The 23,792-nt window shown below is 33.5% G+C and carries 22 protein-coding genes; 12 read left to right on the forward strand and 10 right to left on the reverse strand.

All coding sequences use genetic code 11. From position 1 onward, the window contains the following. Nucleotides 1-2: 2 nt before the first annotated feature. Nucleotides 3-2,249 (reverse strand): TonB-dependent receptor, encoded by a 2,247-nt coding sequence (locus tag A0O34_RS19395; protein ID WP_066758450.1) that lies wholly within the window; start codon nucleotides 2,247-2,249, stop codon nucleotides 3-5. 615 nt (nucleotides 2,250-2,864) lie between these two features. On the opposite strand from A0O34_RS19395, the gene A0O34_RS19400 reads away from it, so the two are divergent. Then, nucleotides 2,865-3,614 carry an NUDIX hydrolase gene (locus tag A0O34_RS19400; RefSeq protein ID WP_066758451.1) on the forward strand — a complete coding sequence of 250 codons (750 nt, stop codon included), beginning with the start codon at nucleotides 2,865-2,867 and terminating at the stop codon, nucleotides 3,612-3,614. A 225-nt stretch (nucleotides 3,615-3,839) separates the two neighbouring features. Here A0O34_RS19400 and A0O34_RS19405 read toward each other — a convergent pair whose 3' ends face one another. From A0O34_RS19405 to A0O34_RS19435, 7 genes are all read right to left on the reverse strand, one after another. After that, nucleotides 3,840-4,478, reverse strand: coding sequence for a chloramphenicol acetyltransferase (locus A0O34_RS19405; RefSeq protein WP_228394320.1), 639 nt, complete (start codon nucleotides 4,476-4,478; stop codon nucleotides 3,840-3,842). 92 nt (nucleotides 4,479-4,570) lie between these two features. Then, the gene (locus A0O34_RS19410; protein ID WP_228394321.1) at nucleotides 4,571-5,641 is read right to left on the reverse strand and encodes an alpha/beta hydrolase; all 1,071 of its coding nucleotides are present in this window, start codon (nucleotides 5,639-5,641) and stop codon (nucleotides 4,571-4,573) included. Nucleotides 5,642-5,646: 5 nt separating this feature from the next. Further along, nucleotides 5,647-6,216 (reverse strand): sugar O-acetyltransferase, encoded by a 570-nt coding sequence (locus A0O34_RS19415; RefSeq protein WP_082891265.1) that lies wholly within the window; start codon nucleotides 6,214-6,216, stop codon nucleotides 5,647-5,649. A gap of 93 nt (nucleotides 6,217-6,309) precedes the next feature. After that, nucleotides 6,310-7,134 (reverse strand): helix-turn-helix domain-containing protein, encoded by an 825-nt coding sequence (locus A0O34_RS19420; protein ID WP_066758459.1) that lies wholly within the window; start codon nucleotides 7,132-7,134, stop codon nucleotides 6,310-6,312. Between the two features lie 146 nt (nucleotides 7,135-7,280). Beyond that, the gene (locus A0O34_RS19425) at nucleotides 7,281-7,505 is read right to left on the reverse strand and encodes a hypothetical protein (RefSeq protein ID WP_157886075.1); all 225 of its coding nucleotides are present in this window, start codon (nucleotides 7,503-7,505) and stop codon (nucleotides 7,281-7,283) included. Between the two features lie 81 nt (nucleotides 7,506-7,586). After that, on the reverse strand, nucleotides 7,587-8,162 hold the full coding sequence (locus A0O34_RS19430) for an NAD(P)H-binding protein (RefSeq protein ID WP_066758462.1): 576 nt from the start codon (nucleotides 8,160-8,162) through the stop codon (nucleotides 7,587-7,589). Between the two features lie 9 nt (nucleotides 8,163-8,171). Next, a complete protein-coding gene (locus A0O34_RS19435; protein WP_066758465.1) occupies nucleotides 8,172-9,155 on the reverse strand; it encodes an aldo/keto reductase in 984 nt (327 codons plus the stop codon). 394 nt (nucleotides 9,156-9,549) lie between these two features. On the opposite strand from A0O34_RS19435, the gene A0O34_RS19440 reads away from it, so the two are divergent. From A0O34_RS19440 to A0O34_RS19460, 5 genes are all read left to right on the forward strand, one after another. Next, on the forward strand, nucleotides 9,550-10,446 hold the full coding sequence (locus A0O34_RS19440; protein WP_066758467.1) for a helix-turn-helix domain-containing protein: 897 nt from the start codon (nucleotides 9,550-9,552) through the stop codon (nucleotides 10,444-10,446). Between the two features lie 209 nt (nucleotides 10,447-10,655). After that, on the forward strand, nucleotides 10,656-11,759 hold the full coding sequence (locus A0O34_RS19445; RefSeq protein ID WP_066758469.1) for a helix-turn-helix domain-containing protein: 1,104 nt from the start codon (nucleotides 10,656-10,658) through the stop codon (nucleotides 11,757-11,759). A 162-nt stretch (nucleotides 11,760-11,921) separates the two neighbouring features. Beyond that, nucleotides 11,922-14,771: a TonB-dependent receptor gene (locus A0O34_RS19450; protein ID WP_066758471.1), complete on the forward strand. Its 2,850-nt coding sequence runs from the start codon at nucleotides 11,922-11,924 to the stop codon at nucleotides 14,769-14,771. 15 nt (nucleotides 14,772-14,786) lie between these two features. Further along, nucleotides 14,787-15,998 carry a Ca2+-dependent phosphoinositide-specific phospholipase C gene (locus A0O34_RS19455; protein ID WP_066758473.1) on the forward strand — a complete coding sequence of 404 codons (1,212 nt, stop codon included), beginning with the start codon at nucleotides 14,787-14,789 and terminating at the stop codon, nucleotides 15,996-15,998. Between the two features lie 202 nt (nucleotides 15,999-16,200). Beyond that, nucleotides 16,201-16,932: an MBL fold metallo-hydrolase gene (locus tag A0O34_RS19460; RefSeq protein WP_066758474.1), complete on the forward strand. Its 732-nt coding sequence runs from the start codon at nucleotides 16,201-16,203 to the stop codon at nucleotides 16,930-16,932. 13 nt (nucleotides 16,933-16,945) lie between these two features. Here the strand turns inward: A0O34_RS19460 and A0O34_RS19465 are convergent, their stop codons facing one another. Next, entirely contained in the window at nucleotides 16,946-17,287 is a 342-nt protein-coding gene (locus A0O34_RS19465) for a helix-turn-helix transcriptional regulator (RefSeq protein WP_066758475.1), read from the reverse strand. Nucleotides 17,288-17,962: 675 nt separating this feature from the next. Between A0O34_RS19465 and A0O34_RS19470 the strand changes: the two genes are divergently transcribed. The 5 genes from A0O34_RS19470 to A0O34_RS19490 all read left to right on the forward strand — a co-directional run bounded on the left by A0O34_RS19470 (nucleotide 17,963) and on the right by A0O34_RS19490 (nucleotide 20,648). After that, a complete protein-coding gene (locus tag A0O34_RS19470; RefSeq protein WP_066758478.1) occupies nucleotides 17,963-18,400 on the forward strand; it encodes a PPC domain-containing DNA-binding protein in 438 nt (145 codons plus the stop codon). A gap of 408 nt (nucleotides 18,401-18,808) precedes the next feature. Then, the gene (locus A0O34_RS19475; RefSeq protein ID WP_066758480.1) at nucleotides 18,809-19,276 is read left to right on the forward strand and encodes a pyrophosphohydrolase domain-containing protein; all 468 of its coding nucleotides are present in this window, start codon (nucleotides 18,809-18,811) and stop codon (nucleotides 19,274-19,276) included. Nucleotide 19,277: 1 nt separating this feature from the next. After that, nucleotides 19,278-19,844, forward strand: a complete 567-nt coding sequence (locus A0O34_RS19480) for a TlpA family protein disulfide reductase (RefSeq protein WP_066758482.1) — start codon at nucleotides 19,278-19,280, stop codon at nucleotides 19,842-19,844. Between the two features lie 3 nt (nucleotides 19,845-19,847). Then, the gene (locus tag A0O34_RS19485; protein WP_066758484.1) at nucleotides 19,848-20,453 is read left to right on the forward strand and encodes a DUF4230 domain-containing protein; all 606 of its coding nucleotides are present in this window, start codon (nucleotides 19,848-19,850) and stop codon (nucleotides 20,451-20,453) included. 12 nt (nucleotides 20,454-20,465) lie between these two features. After that, on the forward strand, nucleotides 20,466-20,648 hold the full coding sequence (locus tag A0O34_RS19490; RefSeq protein ID WP_066758486.1) for a hypothetical protein: 183 nt from the start codon (nucleotides 20,466-20,468) through the stop codon (nucleotides 20,646-20,648). Between the two features lie 20 nt (nucleotides 20,649-20,668). On the opposite strand, the gene A0O34_RS19495 is transcribed toward A0O34_RS19490, so the two are convergent. After that, nucleotides 20,669-21,643, reverse strand: a complete 975-nt coding sequence (locus A0O34_RS19495; protein ID WP_066758488.1) for a dipeptidase — start codon at nucleotides 21,641-21,643, stop codon at nucleotides 20,669-20,671. A 140-nt stretch (nucleotides 21,644-21,783) separates the two neighbouring features. Here A0O34_RS19495 and thrS point away from each other — a divergent pair, with 140 nt between their 5' ends. Beyond that, entirely contained in the window at nucleotides 21,784-23,703 is a 1,920-nt protein-coding gene (gene thrS, locus A0O34_RS19500) for a threonine--tRNA ligase (RefSeq protein ID WP_066758493.1), read from the forward strand. Nucleotides 23,704-23,792: the final 89 nt, after the last annotated feature.

Consider the following 23,792-nt stretch of genomic DNA (forward strand, 5'->3'; position numbering starts at 1 on the left):
TGTTAAAAATTAAAGCTTACTGAAAACTGCCCTGTCAACGGCATAATGTATGTTCCTGTCAATAGTTTTCCGTAATATGGACTGGCATCTGTGATTAATTCAGCACCGTTGATGGTACCACTTGCTCCCCTTTGGTTCAGGAAGTTGATTACTGTTGCGCCAAGGTTGATATTTTTGTTAACGGTATAATTCACTCCTCCAAAAGTTTCCCATCTTGGAGCAAAGTATAAGGCATTGGTAAGGTTGGCGTACTGTTTTGAGAAATATCTGAAGCTTGCCCAGAATCTCCATTTGTCAACGGTATAACTAGGGTCGATTTCCATTAAAACTTTAGCAACTCCTAAAACATTGTTGTCGTTGTAATCGTAATTTGTTCCGAAAGCGTTGAAAGTGAATTTCTTATACACAGGATTCTGTAATGTGATCAAATAATGAAGATTAAATCCTTTAAACGGTTTCAACACAAAATCCGTTGTCCATCCAATTGTCTGAATATCATAGTAAACAGTAACGTTTTGAGCCTGTGTTGTATTGGCTGGATTAACTAAATTATATCTGTTAAGATTATTATTCTTTTTAAGATAAGTTGCCTGAGAAATCAACTGGATATAATCTGTGTTCCAGAAAACTCCCAATGCTCCGAGTGGACTTTTAATTTTGGTTGTATTGGGTTCAAAAGCCTGAGAATAACTTTCCAATCTTCTGTTTTCTTCCGTGTACAGTAAATTGGCAATTACCCCGAAATTTTTGCTGATGTTATAGGTTGCGTTTAAGCTACCTCCAATTTGGAAAAAGCTTTGGTTAATCTGATTGAACTGGCTTGGATCCGTAAAATTGAAACCTACCGTTCTAGGAGTTAAAGAATATTCTCCATCAATGATATGATTTCTTAAATGTAGACCATAGCTCAGATTAAAGTTGTCTGAAACCTTCCATTCGTCGGTTCCATACACCGAAAGTTTGTTTTCTGTTCCACTATGAAACTCTCCACCAGCATTATAGTTGTAGAAACCATCTGCATCAGTTGTTGGCCCGATAAGTCTTTGTGGCTGTGGCTCAACGGTCTGGAAAAAGAATGATCTGTTGGATGTGAATTTATTTATGTGATAGTATTGTTCTAAAATCCCCACCGTTAGGTTGTGATTTCCTACTTGTTTATTTAATGAAAATCTTCCTGCAATATTGGTGATAGGAGTTGCCGGCGTGTGCATTGCCAGCTGGGTTCCAACAGCTCCTGAATATGGCTGTCCTGTAGAAGCTATCGTATAACCCGCAGATGGATCCGCATTGAAAATACTTAAAGGAATAATATTGGATGATTTTGCTGTTGCAAAGTGGGCTCTTGTTGAGAATTTGAAATTCCAGCCGTTATTTAGCATGTAATTCCCTAAAATATCGATGTTGTGAGACGTATTTCTGTTGTCATTTCCGGCCATGTTTGCCCAATATGTTTCTCCGGACAGAATATCTTTCATTTTGATTTTTCCATCGTTTACAACATATGAATCTCTTCCGATCCTGAAATTGTCAAGCTCAGTCACTTTTCCGTTTTCCCCATACTGAAAAACTGCGTAGTTTCCTACATTATAAGAATCTGCATATTTATATAGAATTGAGATCTTTCCTTTATCATTATTAAAATATTTCGTAACCCCTGCTCTGAAGATCTTTGTCTCGTCTACATTTCTTGCAAAACCTAGCTTAAAAGTACTTGGATCATAGTTTGCAAAAGCGCCAACTGTGTACGTCCAGCCGTTTTTAGAAATCGGTCCTGAAGCATTTACATCTCCCTGAAGCCAACCGAAAGTACTTGTTGTGAATTTTCCTTTCAATTTAAAATCTTTTGTTCCTGTCTGAGAATAAGAATTTACAGCGAAACCAAGATCGCCCATTGTATTGGCGAGTTGATCCATTTTCAACAATCCTGTTTTCTCCAGACCTACGCTTTGTCTCCATGTTTTGTTGGGAAGTTCCGGCCAGAAAAAATAGACTGCAGGAAGGTCGTTTTCAAGAATGGTAATTCCGCCGACTGTAGATGGAAGTCCGATATTTACATCTCTCGGGCTGGTGTTATTGGCTGCATTCAGCATTACGTTTCTGTTGTTGTCTTCTTTTGAATTGCCGAGTTTAATTTTTTCCTGCAATTTCACAGAATCCTGTACGGTAAGGTTGTCTTTCTGTGCAAATGCAAGATTTGAACAGAAAAGTGCAATGCCTAGTGCTGAAATTTTTAATGTTGATTTTCTCATTGTTTAGTTTCTATAATTTCTTCTGTTAGTTTCTTTTTTATATTTTAAATATTTGGATTTCAGTATTTTAAATTGTTTTTTATCAAATATTTAAAATATAGAAATATCCTGCACTCAAATTTTATTTGAATGGATTTTGCAATCATAAAAATCAGTACCGGTTTTTTTAAACTAATACAGCCACTTTATTCATTTACATCTGCCTAAGAATGAGAATAATGATGTTTTGTAACATCTATTTTCATTTAGCTATTATAGTTGATCAGAGATCTACTTGTACTGAAGAATTTATACTCTCAGGGAAGAGTATTTTCGAAGTAATTTTCATTTTCTTAGTGTTGTTTTCTTATTGCTTCGTTGCGAAGCATTACAATACTACATTTTCTGATTCGATTTACCAAAAAAATATTAATAAAATTTAATATTGGGTTTAATTAATTGATTATTAGTTAAATATAAGTATTATGATTTGTGTGATTTCATTGATTCTTAGTGAATCAATGATTTGTAAAGTCTTAAATTTTCCCCAAAATTTGCTTCAAGATTGCATTTTCGGGGTTGCCTCAAAATTTTTATTACTAAATTTGTGATATTACGTTTTTTCATACAATATAAATGGATTCCAAACAGCAAATTTTAGATAAATCAAACGAAGCCCGAGAACTTTTCCTTCCTCATATATCTGCCGATCCTGTGATCTTTGGGTTTGAGCAGAACGAGTTAAAGGTTTTACTGATCAAGATGAATTACCGAAAACAATGGTTGCTACCGGGAGGCTACGTGAGAAAAGATGAAGATCTGGATGAAGCTGTGGAAAGAATTTTAGGAGACAGAGCCGGTGTAACGGGCGTTTATCTTGAAGAATTCGGGGTTTTTGGAAAGAAAAACAGAAGCGAATTTTATTTTGAAGATTTTGATGAAACGCTTTTCCATAAGCAAAGATTTATCTCGATCGGATATTACGCCTTATACAATCCTACAAAATTGAATCCTATTCCGGATGAATTCAGTGAAAAGGTTGAGTGGATCTATTTAAGTCAATTATCAGAAATTGAACTGGCAATGGATCACCGCGAGATCGTAGAAAAAGCATTAATGACTTTAAGAGAAAAGATCTCAACAAAGCCTATCGGATATAATCTTTTACCTGAAAAATTTACCCTTTCTGAATTGCAAAAATTATATGAAGCGATTTTAGGAAAAGAGCTTAACCGTGGGAATTTTTACAGAAAAATCAAAAATCTTGGAATTTTAAATAAATTGGAAGAACAAAGACGCGGTGGCGCTCATAAATCTCCTGATCTGTATTCTTTCGATGAAGAAAATTATGAGAAAGCGTTGGAAAACGGGTTGAGTAATTGGTAAGGTTTTATGTTAGAAGTATGAAGATGGATGATGGAAGTTATCTTTGCCGTGTATGATTAACCACAAAAGTTACAAAAGCTTTATATATTTTTAGTTTAAAATAATGCTAAAAAAGAAGAACATAAAAGCTTTTAAAAATCTTTGATTTTCATTTTGTGAACTTTAAAATCTTTAACTTCAAGATTGGTCTTTTGTGACTTTTGTGGTTAATTTTTTTTCTTCAGTTTACATATCAAGCTGTCTTTGGAACTCCTCCAAATACCTTGCAATGTGAATTCCGTCTGCCAAACCGTGATGCGCTTCAATAGAAACAGGCAAGAATTTTTTACCATCGCTAATACTGAATTTTCCGAAAGTAATTTTAGGTACTGATTCCGTTTTATCCAAGGGAGTTGGATGAAGTAACGCAGTGAAAGAATTCCATGGAATGGTAGAATGTCTGATCAAATCTTTACCCAATTCTCCGTTATTCATTCTGATTCCTGTTGTATTTTGTACTCCTTCAATTTCGCTTTGTAATTCAGCATTGAAAACATCAAAATCTTTAGAAAAATGAATGAATGCAAAACCAAAAGTTCCGTCTTCCCTTCCGATTGTTGTACCGGCATGAATATCATCAAATTCTACAACTTTACCATCAAGAATTCTCAATCTTAATTCATATACAGAATTCACAGCAACCATCGATTTGTGAAGGTATGAGGCAAAAAAAGAATGCCCTTCATCTTTAGCTTTTTGAAATGCTTTTGTACAATCTACTTCGGTTGTAAAACCAAAATACGGACTTGCCATTCTTGAGAAAAATTCGAAATGTTCTTTTCTGTTCCAGTTTTCTAAGTCGATGATCTTCATTATTGTCTTCATTTTTACTTGCTGCAAATTTCAGGAAGTTTTCTGATTTTAAAAAATTGTAGGAGTGGAAAATTTCATTATAAAGCTTTTGAATTATTATCTTTCTATAAATTTTGTTTGAAAAATTCGTCCAATTTATCAAAAGGAATTAAATCTGTCTTATCATATAAATCAACATGTCCGGCTCCTTTGATGTAATATAATTCTTTTGGTTCTGCCGCTTTTTTGTAAGCATCTTCACTGAATTCTTTTGAATGTGCTTGATCACCAGTGATAAAAAGCACAGGACGTGGTGAAATGGTTTCGATATCATTGAATGGATAGAAATTATTAAATTTCACCACACTGCTTAACGTTGGATGTGTAGTGAGTAATGGAGAACTGCTTTTTGGGGTGTATTCACCTCTAGGCGTACGATAGAACTCAAAAAACTCCTTTTGAATAGGGTCTGTATTTTCATCAATTTTATGAGTTGTTCCGCCAATATATTTTGTGTCTCCGTCTAAAAATTCTACATATCGTTGTTCGGCTGCCTGTTTCTGAGTTTCTTTTCTTTGTTCAAGAGTTTGAGAATGATTCAAACCATTACGACTTGCACTTCCCATATCGTACATACTCACTGTTGCAATTGCCTTTAATCTAGGATCTATTTTTGCTGCACTTAATACAAAACTTCCGCTGCCACATACTCCAATAACTCCTATTTTTTCTTTGTCAATAAAAGGTCTGGTACCTAAAAAATCAACAGCAGCACTGAAATCTTCGGAATATACATCTGGTAAAACGGCATTGCGTGGCTCACCTGCACTCTCACCCCAAAAAGAAAGATCTATTGCCATTGTGACGAATCCTTTTTCTGCCATATGGGAAGCATATACATCTGCACTTTGCTCTTTTACGGCTCCCATTGGATGTCCAACGATAATGGCAGGATGTTTTTGGCTTTGGCTAAAACTTTTTGGAATAAAAAGATGACCTACGACATCCATATTGTATTGATTTTTAAACACAACCCTATACATGATCAGATTATTACTTACTTTAAAAGTGGTAAATGTATCTGGCGATATTTGTTTCATTTCGGTATTCACTATTTTGCTGTTTTGTTTTTTCTGGGCGGATGCTTCTCCAAAAAATAAAAGAGATGCTCCTATAATCATGATAAGTTTATTCATTGTATTTAATTATGCTGAATTGATTTTATAAATTTTGCAGGAACTCCGCCTACCACAGTATTGTCAGGAACGTCTTTTGAAACCACTGCACCCGCGGCAACCACTGAATTTTCACCGATGGTTACTCCCGGAAGAATAGTTGCATTAGCACCAATCCAGGCTCCGCGTTTAATGGTTATTGGTTTTGTGAGTAAAGCTTTTCTGTCGTTTGGATCTAAAGGATGATTTTCTGTGATGAGATTAACTTTCGGACCTATCAATACCTCATCTTCTATCACAATTCCTCCCATATCGAGAAATGAACAGGCATGATTGATAAATACATTTTTTCCGATGTTAATAAATTTTCCAAAATTGGTATGAAATGGAGGAAATATAATTGTGCTTTCATCAATAGGCGTCCCAATAATTTTTCCCAAATAATGACGGATTTGTTCTGTATCTGTAGCATTATTGAGTGATTGAGAAAGTCTGATCGTTCTGTTGACGATCTTATTTATTTTAAAATACTCCGGATCTGTGGGACGGATGGCTTCTCCTGATTTTAATCTTTCTAAAATATCTTTGCTGTGCATCATTTTATCTTTATTAATACAAGACAAAATTAAAAGTAAAGCCTCACAACGACATTGTTGTAAGGCTCAATTAATATTTCTTAGAAGCTCATCTTAAGATACTTCTGTAGGAGGAAATCCGTATTCTTTTTTGAATGCTGTAGAAAAGTGGGATGAATTTTTAAAACCTACTTCTATATAAACATCCTGTACTTTTTTTCTTTCTTCTTTAAGTTTATAATAGGCGACTTCAAGGCGTTTTTTAATGAGCCATTTTTGCGGAGTTAAATTACTTATTTTACTAAAATCTCTTTTGAAAGTGGCTAAACTTCTACCTGTGTAAGAAGCAATCTGCTCCATTGTAAGTTCATCCATGTAATTTTCATTCATGAATTCTAAAATATCTATTTTCCAAGGTTCTGTAAAATCAAAAAGGATCGGATATAATGTTTCCGAACTGTTTAGCAAAGCATAAATCCCTTCTAATAATTTTAAATGAATAACTCCTTCTGTGGGTTTTATATTGGTATCGAAATATGGCGTCAATGATTGAAATAAGCTTGTAATATCGGGGCGAGTTTCAATCTTAAATATATTATTTTCAGGTATTGAAATATTTTTTGGAATCTCAGATTTATTTAGCTTATTGAAAAACTCCCGTAAAACATTTCTTTTGAATGTGAGAGAAATCCCTTTGTAAAGCTCCTCTCCTACGCTGTTTTTATACATTAAGATCCGATGGTCTCTGCGAATGAAAGCACATTCTCCAGCTTTTAAAGTAATTTGTTCGCCTCGATCCTCGATGATTTGTTCACCGGAATATAAATATACCAAAGTGTGATCCGGAGTTGCATGAATACATTTTTCGCTATAATCTGAAAAGCAGGACAGAAATATTCCTGAATATCCTAATGTTTGCAATTTCTCTGTCTCTTCCATTTATAGCTTTGATTTTAGTTGATTAAATCTAGCAAATTTATTGCTTTAAGCATAATCAAATCTTATTATAAGGCTCAATTATTATTTCTTACAAGCTCAAAATGAATGATTTTTTCTAAATTTCGGATTCTATTTATTTAAAAAGATCAAATGCCGCGTGAGACATAGAAACGGAAATCCTTTTGTGGGGAACGAACAAATGCAGTGGATAACCTGACCCAAATTGGTTCTGCGAAAGGTGTCGCTTTACGTTTGAATTTAATTTTAATAAATATTCTATAAAAATCTGCCATCACAGGATCTGATCCCAATATGATATTAGGCGGATCATAATATCCAACATCAATATCTTCATTCAAAGGATCAGACATTCCCATGAATTTATTGTATGAAGCAAAAATATTTAAAAACTTTTATTACGTAAATATATCAAATTGAACTGTCAAAAAGATTTAATTGGGTTTACTAATTCCTAAGTTTTCATTGATATACAAATTCGGGTAATTGATCAGTTTTGAAACAAAATCGGCAATACTTTTTCTTGAAATAGCAGAACCAATTTCCGGTGAGCCTTTAATGGTGGTTTCGTAATTAATTTCATCCGTGTTGGTGAACCAATCAGGTCTTAAAATGGTATAATTCAAACCTGAATTTTCAATAATATCCGCCAATTTTCTGTAAGGAACCAAAACAGGTCGCAACGGAATATTGTAGATCCCAATAGAGCTGATCCCAATGATTCTCTTTACCTTCTCTTCCTGCATAGCCAGTACGATATTGTTCGTCATTGTTTCCAAATCGCCATCGAGGTTGATGTAAACAATGTCTTTTCCTTTTACAGCATTTTTTATATCAATGAAATTCAAAGCATTTCCTTCAATAACTTCACAATCATCTGAAAGGTCTTTTGAAAGCCTGTTTTTATTTCGTGTGAATAAGGTTAATTCAATATTTTCTAAAGGTTTCACCGCCTCAACAACGTATTTTGCGAGGCTTCCGGTGGCACCTATAATAAGTACTTTTTTCATTTAAAATTTTTATTTTCCTACTCTGTTTTGAAGATGTTGAGGATATCTTTCTCCTAAAATGGTGATTTTTGAAGCTGTTTCTTCAATTTGATGTAAATCTTCCTGAGTTAATTCAACATTTGTTGCCCCAATATTTTCCTGCAAACGATGAATTTTCGTAGTTCCCGGAATTGGAGCGATGAAAGGTTTTTGAGCTAATAACCAAGCCAGAGCAATCTGTGCCGGAGTTGCTTCTTTCTCTTTAGTAATATTCTGAAGAAGATCTACCAATGCCTGATTGGCTTTTCTGTTCTCTTCCGAAAATCGGGGAACGATATTTCTGAAATCATCTTTATCAAATTTTGTTTGATCATTAATAGCTCCGGTTAAAAATCCTTTTCCAAGCGGACTGAACGGCACAAAACCAATTCCTAATTCTTCCAAAATCGGAATGATCTCTTTTTCAGTTTCACGGAAAAATAATGAATATTCACTCTGTAAAGCGGCAACCGGCTGAACTGCATGGGCTTTTCTAATAGTTTCAACACCAGCTTCCGACAATCCCCAATATCTAATCTTCCCTTCTTTTATCAAGTCCTGAATTGTTCCTGCAACGTCTTCGATAGGAACATTCGGATCAACTCTGTGTTGATAGAATAAATCAATATAATCAGTCTGTAAAAACCGCAATGAGTTTTCTGCAACCTGACGGATTCTTTCCGGACGGCTGTCTAAACCTTTGGTAGCATCACCTTCCTGAAATCCAAATTTTGTAGCAATTACTACCTTTTCACGGAATGGGTGAACAGCTTTTCCTAATAATATTTCGTTCCCGCCTTGACTGTAAGCTTCAGCTGTATCAAAAAATGTCACTCCTGAATCGTAAGCATTTCTGATTAAGTTAATGGCTTCTTTTTCGTCTGTTGCAGGGCCGTAACCAAAAGTTAATCCCATGCATCCTAATCCTAATTCAGAAACTTCTAATCCTTGGTTTCCTAATGTTCTTGTTTTCATATTTTTTTTGAATTTTAGTAATTTTAAATAAAACTTGTTGTAAGGTTGGAGAATCGCAAAGACGCAATGAAAGTTTAAATACTATTTTTAAGGCGCAAGGATTTTATCTGTGATAAAATTGATTGTGTTATAAATGATAAAATTTATGGAGATTAAAAGATTACCAATCGAAAATCTCTGATTTTCTTGCGCCTTAAAAATCGAATAGAGATTAAAATCTTTGCGCCTTTGCGATTGACCAACAATTACTTTTCTCTCTCTGCAAATTTCGGAAGATAAAACAACGATGACTTTATACAGATTACTGTATTTGTTACCAAAATTACTGATTGGGTTTTTCAGATGATTATCAGTGTCTTATAATCTGTAAATTTGTATCATCAAAACGAAGAGAATGGAAAAGATCGCAAAAATTGACAGTGTAGATGTTTATAATAAATTAAGAGGAGTGGAAACTTTGAATCCTTTAATTAGTATAATTGATATGTCTAAAGCGACAGTAATGCCCGCCCAAACCTTAAATTTTGGAGTTTATGCCGTTTTCCTAAAAGAATTAAAGTGTGGAGAGTTGAAATATGGTCGTGATTACTACGATTATCAGGAAGGAACTTTGGTTTTCATCTCACCCGGACAGGTAATCGGTGTACAACCAAAGGTTACTAAATTTGAACCGAAAGGCTGGGCTTTGATCTTCCATTCCGATTTGATAAAAGGGACATTATTAGGAAAACATATTCAGGATTATTCCTTCTTTTCTTATGAATCTAATGAGGCTTTACATCTTTCAGAAAAGGAAAGACATATTGTGATGGATTGTTTTGAGAAAATTCAGGATGAGCTGGCGCAAAATATTGATAAACATAGTAAAACCTTAATCGCTTCCAATTTAGAACTGTTTCTGAATTATTGTACCCGATTCTACGACCGTCAATTTATTACAAGAGACAATGTCAATAAGGGAATCTTAGAACGTTTTGAAACTCTTTTAAATGAATATTTTTCTTCCGATAAGCCTCAGACAATTGGTTTGCCTTCTGTAGCTTGGTGCGCAGAAGAGCTTAATTTGTCAGCTAATTATTTTGGAGACCTCATCAAAAAAGAAACAGGAATTTCGCCTCAGGAATATATTCAGACAAAAGTTATTGATGTAGCGAAAGATAAAATTTTTGATATTGATCAGTCGATTAGTCAGATTGCTTATCATTTAGGGTTTAAATATCCGCAGCATTTTACAAGACTTTTCAAACAGAAAGTGGGGATGTCTCCTATTGAATACAGGAATTTAAATTAATGAATGACAAAATGAACAGACAACTATCACATAATCAATTTTATCGCAGATAAAATCCTTGCGCCTTAAAAACAAAATTTAAACTTTCATTGCGCCTTTGCGATTTTCCACCCGTCTAAATCAAACCATATTTAACAAAATCGTAATTCATTATTCAATAAATTCTTGTTGAAAAAGAGTACTTTTCTGCAAAATTTTATTGATCAATTATGGAAATTTCTGGTGCTTTCTTAGCGGTAATTTTAGAAGCCATACTCTCCTTTTTTTTAATTAAAAGAGACAATTCCAAGAAGAATATTTTTTTAATTCTTTATATTGTAACCATCACATTAGATTTCCTTTGCGAATACTTTATTTTTAGTTTTGGGAACAAAAGTACTTTTTTAATAGATCAATATCCTTCCAGTTTCAGGCTTTTGAAAGGTCCTTTATTGTTTTTGGCAGGCAGATATTTATTAAATTACACCAATACTTGGAAACAATACTTTCATTTTGTGCTTTTTTTCGTTGTCTTTATCTGTAATATCATTGTCCTTTTTATAGGTGCGGAATCTCAGAGTTTTCATCAGTTTTATTTATGGATTTTTAAACTGTATCCGTTGTACTGGGCTGGCTATTTAACAGTGACTTTGGTACAACAGATCAGACATCGAAATAAAGAAAATGCATTTCAAAAACTATTTATCAAGTTTATAGGTTTCGTTCTTTCTTTAGTGATCTTATATGCTATTTGTCATTATGGGGAACTTCTAGATAAAGAACTATTGAGAACCATTTACACCCTCTCCTTTTTTATTCAGTTCGCATTTTTGATCAGATTAAACCAAATAGACAAACAAGCTTTAAATATTCAGCAAAAAACTGAAAACATAACCGTTATTGAAATTCCTAATATCATGATCGATGCTAAAAAAAATACAAAGTATAAAACTTCTGTCCTGAGCAAAGATTACATCATCAATACTAATAATCGATTAATTGAACTTTTAAAAAACAAAAAAATCTATACGAAAGAAGATTTAAGCTTGGAAGATATTTCCAATATGATTCATATTTCTAAGAATCATCTGTCTCAATGCATTTCTGAAGGTCTTGAGACCACTTTCTACGATCTTATCAATAAATACCGAATCGAAGAATTTATTGAACAAATCAATCAAAAACCTGATCTTCAAATTAGCGAATTGTATTACCAATGTGGATTCAGATCTAAGGCTACTTTTTACAAATATTTCAAACAGGAAACAGGGGTAAACCCTAACGATTACAGAAAAAAAATACTTGAAGAAAAAACAATAGTACAACCAATGTAGTTGTTGGTAACAATCTGTTAATAAATAATTAAAACATATCAAAGTGTTGATTATTAATTATTTAAAAGTTCAATTTCAAGAAATAAGTTCATCTCAATCTAAATGAACTTTTAAAAATGAAAGGCGGAATAGTTTTGCAGCAAATCAAACTGTACCGTAAAAATGAAAAAACTAACATCGACTTTGGCTGTTGCTCTTTTCTTTGCTTCCATCCATTCTTATGCCCAGATTCAGGTAAGCGGAAAGGTGGAAGATTCACAAGGAAGACTTCCTCAGGCGAAAGTTCTAACGAATGACAACAAAACTTTTGTTCTCACCGATAATCAAGGGAATTTTAATATTACTGTTCCTGAAGGCTATACGTCTATTATCATAACGTATGAAGGATATGCTGATAAGACGATTAATATAGATGCTTCTGCAAATCCGAAAATAGCAGATTTGGGAGTTATTGTCTTAGAAAACAGAGAAAAGGTAAAGAGTATTGAAGGCGTTACCATCACTTCTGCGTACAAACCTTCCCAAGCTAGGGCGTTAAATATCAAAAAGAATTCTGAAACTATTTCTGATGTGCTAGCGTCAGATGCGATTGGAAAATTACCGGATCGAAATGCCGCAGAAGCCATCCAAAGATTACCCGCAGTAACCATCGAAAGAGATATGGGCGAAGGTAGATTTGCTGCTGTGCGAGGAACGCCTATTCAATGGAGCTCGTCTACGCTGAACGGAAACAGAATGCCCAGCGCTAGTGGAGATAATGCCAATAGAGGATTGCAGATGGATATTTTCCCTTCAGAATTGATTCAGTATGTAAAATTATCTAAGACCTTAACTCCCGATATGGATGGAGACGCCATCGGAGGAACCATTGATTTTATTACCAAAACGGCGGTAAATAAAGAAACTTTTTCAGTAAATGTCGCAGGTGGCTATGTTAATCAATCTCAATCGCCAAGCTATAATGCATCGGTAGTCTATGGAAATAAGATCACCGATAAATTAAAATTCATCACGTCTGCGGTGATATGGAACCGAGATACAGGAATTGATAATTTCCAGATGGTTTATGATTTCAACAACAAAGACAAAACTAAATCTTTTGCAATCAACCAATTACAGTTAAGAGATTATATTGCGGAAAGAAGAACCTTAGGTTTCAATGGTGCGCTGGATTATCAAATTAATAAAAACAATAAGCTTTATTTCAAAGGATTATACAGTCAGTATCTTGATCAGCAGACGGTAAGAGAATCTTATTTTAATTTTAATACTAAAAATGTTCAGCTACAGGCCAGACATGCAGATTATATCACAGATCTCTACTCTTTTGACGTTGGAGGTGAACATAAATTATCAGATAAATTAAAACTAGATTGGTCTTTGGTGAATTCAAAATCGAGCTTTGAATTTAATTCTCCTAAAAATTTAAGCAAAGATGAAAGAGGCTATCCTATTGTCCTTTTCAGACAGGATATGACGTATGGAAATCTTTCAAGTGACGGACTGAAATATCTAGCCATGGATTCTCCCGACGGTGTCGGAGATACTTCGGATGTTGTCTTACCTCATAATCTTAATAATTTAGACGCTTCTAAACTGTATTTATATCAAAACATTATCAGCCGAAATAAAAACAGTGAAAGAGATTACAGAGCGCAATTCAACTTTAATTATAAATTGAATGATAATATTAATTTAAAAGCGGGAGGAAAGCTCATTAATAAAGATAAAACCTTCACATCAAGTGTTTATGCATGGATGCCTTCCAAGCTATTGGGAATTCCGGCAGCAGCGCCTTTGGTGTATCTAAATCAGCTACAGACAGAAGATTTTCCGTACAATGGCGGATTTCTTAATCCTTTAGGAAATCCTTACAATAATGTGTTGATCAATCAAATCACCAACGGTCAGATCGATCAAATGTACAACCCAGATTTCATGGCCAATCATACGATGACTAATGTGCAGGGAGCGAACACGGCAAGTAATCTGGCTTCGTCTTATTCAGGAAAGGAGAATGTGTATTCTGCTTATTTGATGGGGAATTTCAGACTTACTGAAAAATTCACCGTCATTGGAGGTTTCAGAAATGAATATAATGTTACCAATTTCAAAGGAAACCGTGTGGTACAGCAAGGAAATACGGCAACAGCAGAGCCTGTACAAAAGGAAAACAAGTACAACGCTTTCTTGCCTATGGTGAATATGAAGTATAATCTGGATGATAATACGATTTTCAGAGCTTCTTATACCCGATCATTTGCAAGGCCCGATTTTAGCGATCTTAATCCCGGATTACAGATCAACGATGCACTTCAAACAATTACAGAAGGAAATGCAGGTTTAAAGCCAACTTACGCCAATAGTTTTGATTTGATGTTTGAAAAGTATTTTTCTAATTTAGGAATTATCTCTGTCGGAAGTTTTTATAAAAGATTAAGCAATATCATCTATCAGGATCAAACGACGGAACAGCGAAACGGACTTACCTATCTTAAAACTTCACCAAGTAATTTAGAAGGAGGTTGGCTGTTTGGACTAGAAGCTAATTTCAGCAAGCGTTTTACAGAATTGCCGGGCATATTGCAACATTTCGGATTGGAAGGGAACTATACTTTTGTAGATTCAAAAACAGAAATTCCGGTGTATCAAAACGGAGTTGCTTTAGAGAAAATTGAGACTACTCTACCTAAACAGGCCAAACATATTTTCAACGTAAGTATTTTTTACGAAACGGATAAATTCATGATACGACTTGCTGGAAATTACAAAGGAAAATACCTTAACGCCATCCGTTCTCTCGCAGGACCAGAACATTATCAGTGGTTTGATAAAAACTTTACTCTTGATACCACTGCTTCTTATGCTCTTTCAAAAAAGATCAGACTTTTTGTAGAACTTAATAATCTTTTAAACGAACCCAACAGGTTTTATCACGCAGAACAGTCAAGAACAGAAAGTGTTTCCTACACAGGCTTCCGTGGACAAATGGGAGTTTCATTCAACTTTTAATCTAAATATTTCAACATGAAAAAAATAATACTATCCATCTTCGGATTGCTATCAGCTATGGCTATAGCTCAAAATAAAAAAGAATTCAGCGGTTATCCGAAAGATTTAAAGATTAATCAGATTCAGGTCTTAGGAACTCACAACAGCTATGCAAAACCTGTAGACCCTAAAGTGATTAAACTAGCAACCGGTATCATGGACAAGTTCAAAAATTCATTTTTTGACAACATGTCGCCAGACGAAAAAGCAAAATTTCAGGAATATCACCCGAACGGATTAGATTTCTCCGAAGCACTGAACTACAATCACCCCGATTTTAATGAACAACTGAATGCAGGCTTAAGAAATCTCGAAATCGATGTGTATTACGATCCTACAGGAAACAGGTTCAACAAACCCGCAGCGTATGAAATGTTGAAAAAACAAGGTGTAACAGACCTTGCTCCTTATTCTACAGAAGATCTGGATAAACCAGGTTTTAAAGTAATGCATATTGCAGATATTGATTTTAGAACCCATTACACGACTTTAAAAAAGGCACTTCAGGCTTTAAAAGATTGGTCTGATAAAAACCCTGATCACATTCCGATCTTCATTCAAATTGAAGCCAAAGATTCAGGAATGCCTATTTTACCTAATTCTGCAGAAGTCTTGAAATTCGATAAAAAAGCATTTGATGATCTGGATCAGGAAGTACTTGCTGTTTTGGGAAGAAAAAAGATCATTACGCCGGATGATGTTAAAGGGAAATATAAAACGTTAAATGAAGCCGTTCTTCATAACAATTGGCCAACAGTGAGTGATGCAAAAGGAAAGTTTGTATTTATCCTCTTACCTTCCAGCGCAGGAATCAGCAATAACGAATCTCCTTATCTGGCAGAACATCCAGGTCTTAAAGGAAGAATGATGTTTATAGAATCTACACCCGGAAAAGATCACTCCGCTTTTATATTGTATGACAATGCCATCGTAAGACAGAATGAAATTCAAAAATCAGTAAAAGAAGGATATTTGGTAAGAACTCGATCTGATATAGAAACGTACGAAGCAAAAGTTAATGACAGAACAAGAGAAAAAGCTGCCTTTAGTAGTGGAGCACAAATCGTTTCCACGGATTTCTTCAAAAAAGGAAATACGTATGGAACAGATTATTATGTCACCTTACCCGGAGGCGAAACGGCAAGATGTAATCCTTCAAATTCTCCTGAAAACTGTAAGAAAAAATAGCTTACAAATTATATATTCAAAAGTCCTGAGCGTAATTGTTTGGGACTTTTTTGAGTTGGTTAAAATACTTAGCTAGTAAACAATTAAAATTGGTTGTCTTTGTTGGAAAATCAATTTAGTTGTTTAAATAATCGGTTTTACCGATGATTTGTATCGAAAAAAAACGTTTTCCAGATTGATAAATTATCGGGAAATTTGTAATATGAAGATCGTACCACTAAAAGAAGGAAATTTTTCGGCAAGTAAAACTAAAGACTTTACCCTTTTAACAGAAGAAAATATTGCTGATATTAAAGGAATAAAAATGTCTGTACAGCCTTTTCTTATCATTACTGAAAATGATTATATCCTTTTAGATACTGGTATCGGATGGAAAAATGAAGCCGGAAAAACTGTTATTTCTGAAATTTTTGAGCGGGAAAATATTACTTCTGATCAGATTACAAAAGTTCTGCTTTCCCATCTTCATAAAGATCATATTGATGGCATTATAAAGAATTCGGAAAGCGGTTATGAGGCTAGCTATCCCAATGCAGAAATTTATATTCAAAAGCGCGAGCTAGATTTTGCAATGGAAAACAACGGCAATCATTCCTTTGATTTCGACATCTTAGAAAAGCTTATTCAATTGCCCAATATCGTTTGGATGAATGATGATCAAGGACAAATAAATAATGAAATTTCTTTTGAAGTTGTTGGTGGTCATACTCCATTTATGCAGGTTTTTTGGATCAAAGAAAATGGTGAAACTGCTTTTTATGGAGCAGACGATCTTCCTCAGGAATCTTATCTAAAATATCACGTTGCCTACAAAAGTGATTTTGATGGCAAAAGAGCAAGTGAATTGAGACAAAAATGGGAAAAAGAAGCCATAGAAAACCATTGGACAGTATTGCTTTATCATGATTTAGATAAAGCTATTGTGGAATTTTAATTAAAAAAATGGTTTAAATATCATTAAACCATTTATAAATATCCAATTCTGAAGGAATATTCAGTTTCTTTCTTATTCGGTTTTTTCGGTTCTGAATTGCTTTTGGCGTCACATAAGTGTATGTCGCAATTTCCTTGGTTGTAAGATTGAGCTTTAAATAAATACAAAAAATAAGTTCCGAATTTTTAAGATTAGGCTGTATAGAAGATATTTTGTCAAAAAAATCAGGATATGCCAATCTGAATTTATTTAACAAACGGGGTGAATTTTCTTTAGCTAATGCAATGATTTCGTCTTGAGCTAAGAATTTTTGATTTAAATCTTCTAAATTGAACTCAGGTTTTTCGTTTTTCATAATAATTTTCTCATCTCTACAGTACTTTCTGTTGCCGGTGTACTTATGATTTTAAAGTTCGGCTTCAGAATTTAATTTCTCATTTTCGTCACATACTTCAACCATTAATTTTAATAAAAATAAGGAGTTGAAGTCTCTTAACAATGTTTTTTAATTCAACTTTAGTCTCAAATAAAGTTATTTTCTTGTCTTGATGTAATTTTCTTAATATTTGTATTTATGTTTAAAATTATTCTTAAAAAGCAATCGAAACAAGTAATTAATAATTGTAGACAAAGAAAGAAAAAATGATTAAAATTTTACTGAATTGAAATACCACATACATACCACGCGACACCATTAGACCGTCTAATTTCACTGTTTTTTATCAAGTTTTCTAAAATCGATTTTATTTTAATTGTTAATGACCAAATATATCAGATTATGATATTGACTTTTTATGACCTTAGTCAATATTTTTGTGTTTTTTTTAATTAAATTTAAGACTGAAAAACATTGAAAAAGATAATTTGTGGTACATGTGTGGTATTATTTTTGGTTAATATTCATGAAAATTATTCTTTCTTTATTTTTTGATAGAAAGCTTGATTGTATTGGACTTGAAAATGATATTAATAATATCCTGAAGATTAACAGTAGAAATTTTTTATTAAAACTATCAAAACAGTTAATATTATGAATGTCAGTTTTTTTGAAGGTGATTTGTGGACCGCGCGGAAAATAGAAAATACATATGTTGTACGGTTAAAAAATCTTACAAATATGATGGATGGATTGACCGATTTTGCTCTAAATCAAAAAATTAACCACGGGAAAATAAAAGGAATCGGTACGTTAGCAGAAGTTACATTGAGTTTTTTTAATCCTTCAATAATGAAAAATTTCAATATAAAATTTGAAGAAAAGATAAGTTTTTCAGACATTTTTGGAACTGTTTCTGAACTTGACGGAACACCAAAATTTCACCTTGAAACAACCTTGAAAAGAGAAAATTACACAACTTTAGCCGGACATCTTTTGGACGCCAGAATAATTGGAATCAATGAGTTCTTTTTTTATCCTTTAGAAACGGAAATTATTCAATTTAAAAGTGAAATGTTTGGTTTTAATTAATTCTTTTTGCATTATTTATTTCATTAAAATAAAATTTCTCTTACTAAAACTTAAAACAAAACGTCTCCTAAAAATGAGAGAAGTTTTTGTATTTCAAACTTTGTCCCGTCCTGAAATAGTGATAGAAAAAAAGAGTCATTATTATGGACTCATCATGGCATTGTGTAAAACGTTCTCAGCGAGACTACAGTCTGAGTTTTAAATTAAATATTGTAGAGGAAATCGCAAAAAGGGGAATTCTCTACTACACTAGGAGCCTGTAAAAGTATGGGATTCAATCCCGAAGTATTATTTTAAAGCAAAAAAAATAAATTCTACATTCATTCAATGACAAAACGTGAAAAACCTATCCCCTAATCCCTAATTTCTAATTCCTAATTTTTATCTTTGCTCTAAATTTAAAATTTCATGGAAAAAATTGACAGCCTGAACCAAGTAGCAGAATTCCACACAACTTTCAAAGCGCCTATTTTAGATACTCCACAAATTCCTTCTCCGGAAAGATGCAACCTTAGAGTTGAGCTTTTACAGGAAGAATTAAACGAATTAAAACAAGCGATTGCAGATAATGATATCGTAGAAATTGCAGATGCACTTTGTGATTTACAGTATGTTTTAAGTGGTGCGGTATTAGAATTCGGACTTGGCAACAAATTTGTAGAGCTATTCAACGAAGTTCAGCGTTCCAATATGTCTAAAGCTTGCGATAATGAAGAACAGGCACAGGAAACGGTTGAGTTTTATAAAGCAAAAGAAGTTGAATCTTTCTATGAAAAATCTGGTGAAAAATTCAATGTTTATAGACAGGCAGACCATAAAGTGTTGAAAAACAAATACTACTCTCCTGCCGATTTAAAAACAATTATCGAAAAATAATATGAAAAAAATAATCACAAATGTTGTTACGATTTCATGCTTGGTTTTTGCAACTCAGCAGTTCAGCGCGCAAAAAGTAGTGGTGAACCGCGAAGTTGAAACTACTAAGGATGGAAAAATGCTTTTAGGAACCCAAACTAAAGATCAATTTACAAAAGCGCCTTACGCAGATTGGTATGTGAAAGAGCATGACGAATATGCGATTGATCAAAAGGCAATCAGTGAACTTAGAAAGGATAAAATAAATTCTTACAATATCTTAGTTTTCATGGGAACTTGGTGCGAGGACAGTCACAGAGATTTCCCAAGATTGATGAAGATTTTGGAAGAAGTGAAATATCCTGAAGGAAAATTAACCATTATTGCCGTAAATCGTAAAAAAGAATCGCCTTCTGGTGACGAAGGGCTTTATAATATTCAGAAAGTTCCTACAATTATTGTTCAAAAATATGGCAAGGAAATTGGAAGGATTATAGAAATGCCTACAACAGGTTATATTGAAAGAGATTTGGTTGAAATTTTAAAGAAAGATGACAAATCTGTAATAAAAGAAATATTTAAAAAATAGATATTGAGAAATAATAGAATCATATTACCCTTTTTGGCAGGAATTGCGATCATGTTACTTCTGTTCTTTGGTCTTAAATCTTGTCTAAACCTTGCCGGAAAAACGGAAAAATCAGATTATTATATTCTGACAAACCAGATTTCCAAAATGAATAAAATGGTTGTGTTGGAGCAGGATGTTTCTTCGATGCAGAAAACAAAGATGGGTTATGAAGTGTTCGGAAGCGAGGTTTCGAGCAACAGTATCATTACTTATACCAAGACCAATGCACAGGTTTCTTATGATCTGAACAAAATGAAAATGGAGGTTGATTCTATTAATAAAAAACTGATTATCACAGAATTACCTAATGCAGATATAAGGATTACTCCAAGTGTTGAAATACAGTCTCTTGACGACTCTTTTTTCAATAGAATCTCTGAGAAAGACATTAAAAATGTAACTCAAAAGGCAAAAGATGTTGCCATTAAATCTATTGATCAAAATAAGCTAAGAAACGAAGGACGTCAACAATTAATGGAAAATCTTAATAATATTTTCGTTTTGGCAAAGGCTTTGAATTATACTATAGAAGACAAAACCGGTCAACTAGGTATTTTAGGACTTTAAAAATTTAAAGCTATGAATTCAAAAGACGATAACAAAAAGAAAGAATCTACAAATTCTGCAGAATCAAAAAAGCAAAATCAGGATTTCCCTGATATTCCTGCTTCTTCGAAAAAGACAAATCCGCCTGATATTGATAAAGAAGACGTTCAAAAGGCTTCTAAAAATAAAACAGGAAAAACAGATAATACTAAGTGAAAACTTAGTATTTTTTTGTTTTAACTCCATAATCTTCTAATAAAATCCAGCGCATTTTTATGACTGATTTTTTTCATAATCTCAGGTGAAAAATTTTCACTTAATCTTTTATTGATCGAATTGTACATTGTTGCATCTTTAAATTCATCAAAGAAAAAAGGATAACGAGATTGATCCGGATGCTCATCATCAAAGAAAAAGTCTGCTCCATACGCAATACAATTTTCTGCACCTAAGTCCAAACCGTACTGAATATGCTCGTAAAACCTTTCCGGATGGTGATGGTCAATATAATCTTTGATGAAGTTAAGTCCAATCAACCCTTCTCTTTTAACCAATTCTTTAACCAATTCATCAGGAAGATTTCTGTTATTTTTGTACACGTTTCTATAGTTGGAATGACTTGCAAGGATTGATAGTTTGTAATTTCTCTGATCAATATAATTAAGAATATCATAGGCTAATTGATCACTTGTATGAGCCAAATCAATTGCGATTTTCTTATCTGCAAGATAATCGATTAAAATTTTTCCGTCATCTTTCAAACCTACTTCAGAATTATTTCCACCTCCGAAACGATTTTCAGAATGATGGGTAATTCCTATATATAATACTTTTTGAGTATTTTCAATGATAGTTTCAAGATTTTTAAATCCAATATCTAAATCAGTATCTTTCTCACAAAATGACGAACCATTTTCAATAGAAGCAAGAACTCCTACTCGATTTTGGTTTTCAATATTGTTGTAATTCTTAGTGTCGAAAAGAAAAAAATCATCGCTTTTTAATAGATTTGCGAAAATTTCACTTTGTTTAATTCCTTCTGCCGTACTATTCTTTGCTGTCGCAGAATAAATTGCCATTATCTGGAGCTTTACATGGCCTTCTTTTAAATAAGATAAAGAGCATCTAACTTGTTTATCATCAATTTTTGAATCTGGTCTTAATAAATAGTATAATAAATCGCAGTGTAAGTCGATATTTAAGTCATTCATAATGAGAGTGTAAATTATTTATAGAAAATTAAAAAAGTTTTTCTTTACCTTTAGCATTAAATATTGCTTCAAATATACGTAAATATCGCTTTTTAAATAAAAAATGCGTATTTTTGCAACTTAAAATTTCTTAGTAAACAATGATAAAAATTACACTTCCAGACAATAGTGTCAAAGAATTTGAAGGAGCAGTTACTCCTTTAGATGTGGCAAAATCTATAAGCGAGGGATTGGCTAGAAACACCATTTCCGCAATTGTTAATAACAAACAAGTAGAGATCACCACACCTATAACCACGGATTCTACGGTACAGTTGTTAACCTGGAATGACGATCTTGGAAAGAAAGCTTTCTGGCATTCTTCTGCCCACCTTTTGGCGCAGGCGATCATGGAATTTTATCCAAATGCTAAGTTAACAATCGGTCCTGCGATCGAAAGTGGCTTTTATTATGATGTAGATTTCGGAGACGAAAATTTATCTGAAAAAGATTTTGAGAAGATTGAAAAGAAAGTATTGGAAAATGCTAAAAAAGCTTCAACATTCTCATTATACCCTGTATCTAAAGAAGAAGCATTAAAAACATATGCAGATAATCCTTACAAAGTTGAGTTGATCTCTAATCTTAATGATGGAGAAATCACTTTTGTAACACACGATAACTTCACAGATTTATGTCGTGGAGGGCACATTCCTAATACAGGAATTGTGAAAGCAATGAAGATCTTAAATGCAGCTGGAGCTTATTGGCGAGGAAGTGAAAAAAATCCTCAATTAACAAGAGTTTATGGTATTTCTTTCCCTAAACAGAAAGAGCTTACAGAATATCTTGAAAGATTAGAAGAAGCTAAAAGAAGAGATCACAGAAAATTAGGTAAAGAGCTTGGAATTTTCGCTTTCTCTGAAAAAGTAGGTGCCGGTTTACCACTTTGGTTGCCAAAAGGAACTGCTTTAAGAAGAAAATTAGAAAATTTTCTTTCTGTTGCTCAGAAAAAAGGAGGGTACGAATTTGTAATGTCACCACATATCGGTTCAAAAGAATTGTATGTAACTTCTGGTCACTGGGATAAATATGGAGCAGATAGCTTTCAGCCGATCAAAACTCCGAATGAAGGAGAAGAATTCATGCTGAAGCCAATGAACTGCCCTCACCACTGTGAAATTTATAAAACTTCACAATGGAGCTATAGAGATCTTCCTAAGAGATATGCAGAATTCGGAACTGTTTACAGATATGAGCAAAGTGGAGAACTTCACGGATTAACTAGAGTTCGTGGATTTACTCAGGATGATGCTCACCTTTTCTGTACTCCGGATCAGCTTTCGGAAGAATTTGAAAAAGTAATTGATTTAACGCTTTACGTGTTTAAATCTTTAGGATTTGAAGATTTTGTAACTCAGGTTTCTTTAAGAGATCCTGATAACAAAGAAAAATATATCGGTTCTGATGAAAATTGGGAAAAAGCCGAAAGTGCAATCATCAACGCTGCTCAAAAGAAAGGTTTGAAAACTGTTGTTGAATATGGTGAAGCTGCATTCTACGGTCCTAAGTTAGATTTCATGGTGAAAGATGCTTTAGGAAGAAAATGGCAGTTGGGAACTATTCAGGTAGATTATAATTTACCGGAAAGATTTGATCTTCATTATATCGGAAGCGATAATGAAAAACACAGACCAGTAATGATCCACAGAGCACCATTTGGCTCTATGGAACGTTTTATCGCGATTTTATTAGAAAATACTGCAGGAGATTTCCCGTTATGGTTAAGCCCTGAGCAGTTCATAATTCTACCAATCAGTGAAAAATATGCAGATTATGCGAAAAAAGTTTCACAATTTTTAGAAAATCACGATATTAGCGGTCAGATTGATAACAGAAATGAGAAAGCGGGTAAAAAAATCCGTGATGCAGAATTAAACAAGACCCCATTCATGCTGGTTATAGGAGAAAATGAGGAAAGAGATGGCACGATTTCTGTGAGAAGACGTGGAGAAGGAGATCTTGGAGTGATGAAAATGGAAGATTTCGTCAATTATTTTAAAAAAGAAGCGGCAATATAAATTATTGTCAAATAGAAAGTTAACCAATAAAATTTAATACAATAGCACAAAGATTTAACAACAGGGGCCCACAAAGACGTCCTGTACAG

Origin of the sequence: Chryseobacterium glaciei (assembly GCF_001648155.1) — a bacterium.
GTDB lineage: Bacteria > Bacteroidota > Bacteroidia > Flavobacteriales > Weeksellaceae > Chryseobacterium > Chryseobacterium glaciei.

What these genes read in the sequence shown, in the direction of transcription:
- A0O34_RS19395 (WP_066758450.1), bottom strand. Translation starts at nt 2,249, where the DNA reads ATGAGAAAATCAACATTAAAAATTTCAGCACTAGGCATTGCACTTTTC.
- A0O34_RS19400 (WP_066758451.1), top strand. Translation starts at nt 2,865, where the DNA reads ATGGATTCCAAACAGCAAATTTTAGATAAATCAAACGAAGCCCGAGAA.
- A0O34_RS19405 (WP_228394320.1), bottom strand. Translation starts at nt 4,478, where the DNA reads ATGAAGACAATAATGAAGATCATCGACTTAGAAAACTGGAACAGAAAA.
- A0O34_RS19410 (WP_228394321.1), bottom strand. Translation starts at nt 5,641, where the DNA reads ATGAATAAACTTATCATGATTATAGGAGCATCTCTTTTATTTTTTGGA.
- A0O34_RS19415 (WP_082891265.1), bottom strand. Translation starts at nt 6,216, where the DNA reads ATGCACAGCAAAGATATTTTAGAAAGATTAAAATCAGGAGAAGCCATC.
- A0O34_RS19420 (WP_066758459.1), bottom strand. Translation starts at nt 7,134, where the DNA reads ATGGAAGAGACAGAGAAATTGCAAACATTAGGATATTCAGGAATATTT.
- A0O34_RS19425 (WP_157886075.1), bottom strand. Translation starts at nt 7,505, where the DNA reads ATGTCTGATCCTTTGAATGAAGATATTGATGTTGGATATTATGATCCG.
- A0O34_RS19430 (WP_066758462.1), bottom strand. Translation starts at nt 8,162, where the DNA reads ATGAAAAAAGTACTTATTATAGGTGCCACCGGAAGCCTCGCAAAATAC.
- A0O34_RS19435 (WP_066758465.1), bottom strand. Translation starts at nt 9,155, where the DNA reads ATGAAAACAAGAACATTAGGAAACCAAGGATTAGAAGTTTCTGAATTA.
- A0O34_RS19440 (WP_066758467.1), top strand. Translation starts at nt 9,550, where the DNA reads ATGGAAAAGATCGCAAAAATTGACAGTGTAGATGTTTATAATAAATTA.
- A0O34_RS19445 (WP_066758469.1), top strand. Translation starts at nt 10,656, where the DNA reads ATGGAAATTTCTGGTGCTTTCTTAGCGGTAATTTTAGAAGCCATACTC.
- A0O34_RS19450 (WP_066758471.1), top strand. Translation starts at nt 11,922, where the DNA reads ATGAAAAAACTAACATCGACTTTGGCTGTTGCTCTTTTCTTTGCTTCC.
- A0O34_RS19455 (WP_066758473.1), top strand. Translation starts at nt 14,787, where the DNA reads ATGAAAAAAATAATACTATCCATCTTCGGATTGCTATCAGCTATGGCT.
- A0O34_RS19460 (WP_066758474.1), top strand. Translation starts at nt 16,201, where the DNA reads ATGAAGATCGTACCACTAAAAGAAGGAAATTTTTCGGCAAGTAAAACT.
- A0O34_RS19465 (WP_066758475.1), bottom strand. Translation starts at nt 17,287, where the DNA reads ATGAAAAACGAAAAACCTGAGTTCAATTTAGAAGATTTAAATCAAAAA.
- A0O34_RS19470 (WP_066758478.1), top strand. Translation starts at nt 17,963, where the DNA reads ATGAATGTCAGTTTTTTTGAAGGTGATTTGTGGACCGCGCGGAAAATA.
- A0O34_RS19475 (WP_066758480.1), top strand. Translation starts at nt 18,809, where the DNA reads ATGGAAAAAATTGACAGCCTGAACCAAGTAGCAGAATTCCACACAACT.
- A0O34_RS19480 (WP_066758482.1), top strand. Translation starts at nt 19,278, where the DNA reads ATGAAAAAAATAATCACAAATGTTGTTACGATTTCATGCTTGGTTTTT.
- A0O34_RS19490 (WP_066758486.1), top strand. Translation starts at nt 20,466, where the DNA reads ATGAATTCAAAAGACGATAACAAAAAGAAAGAATCTACAAATTCTGCA.
- A0O34_RS19495 (WP_066758488.1), bottom strand. Translation starts at nt 21,643, where the DNA reads ATGAATGACTTAAATATCGACTTACACTGCGATTTATTATACTATTTA.
- thrS (WP_066758493.1), top strand. Translation starts at nt 21,784, where the DNA reads ATGATAAAAATTACACTTCCAGACAATAGTGTCAAAGAATTTGAAGGA.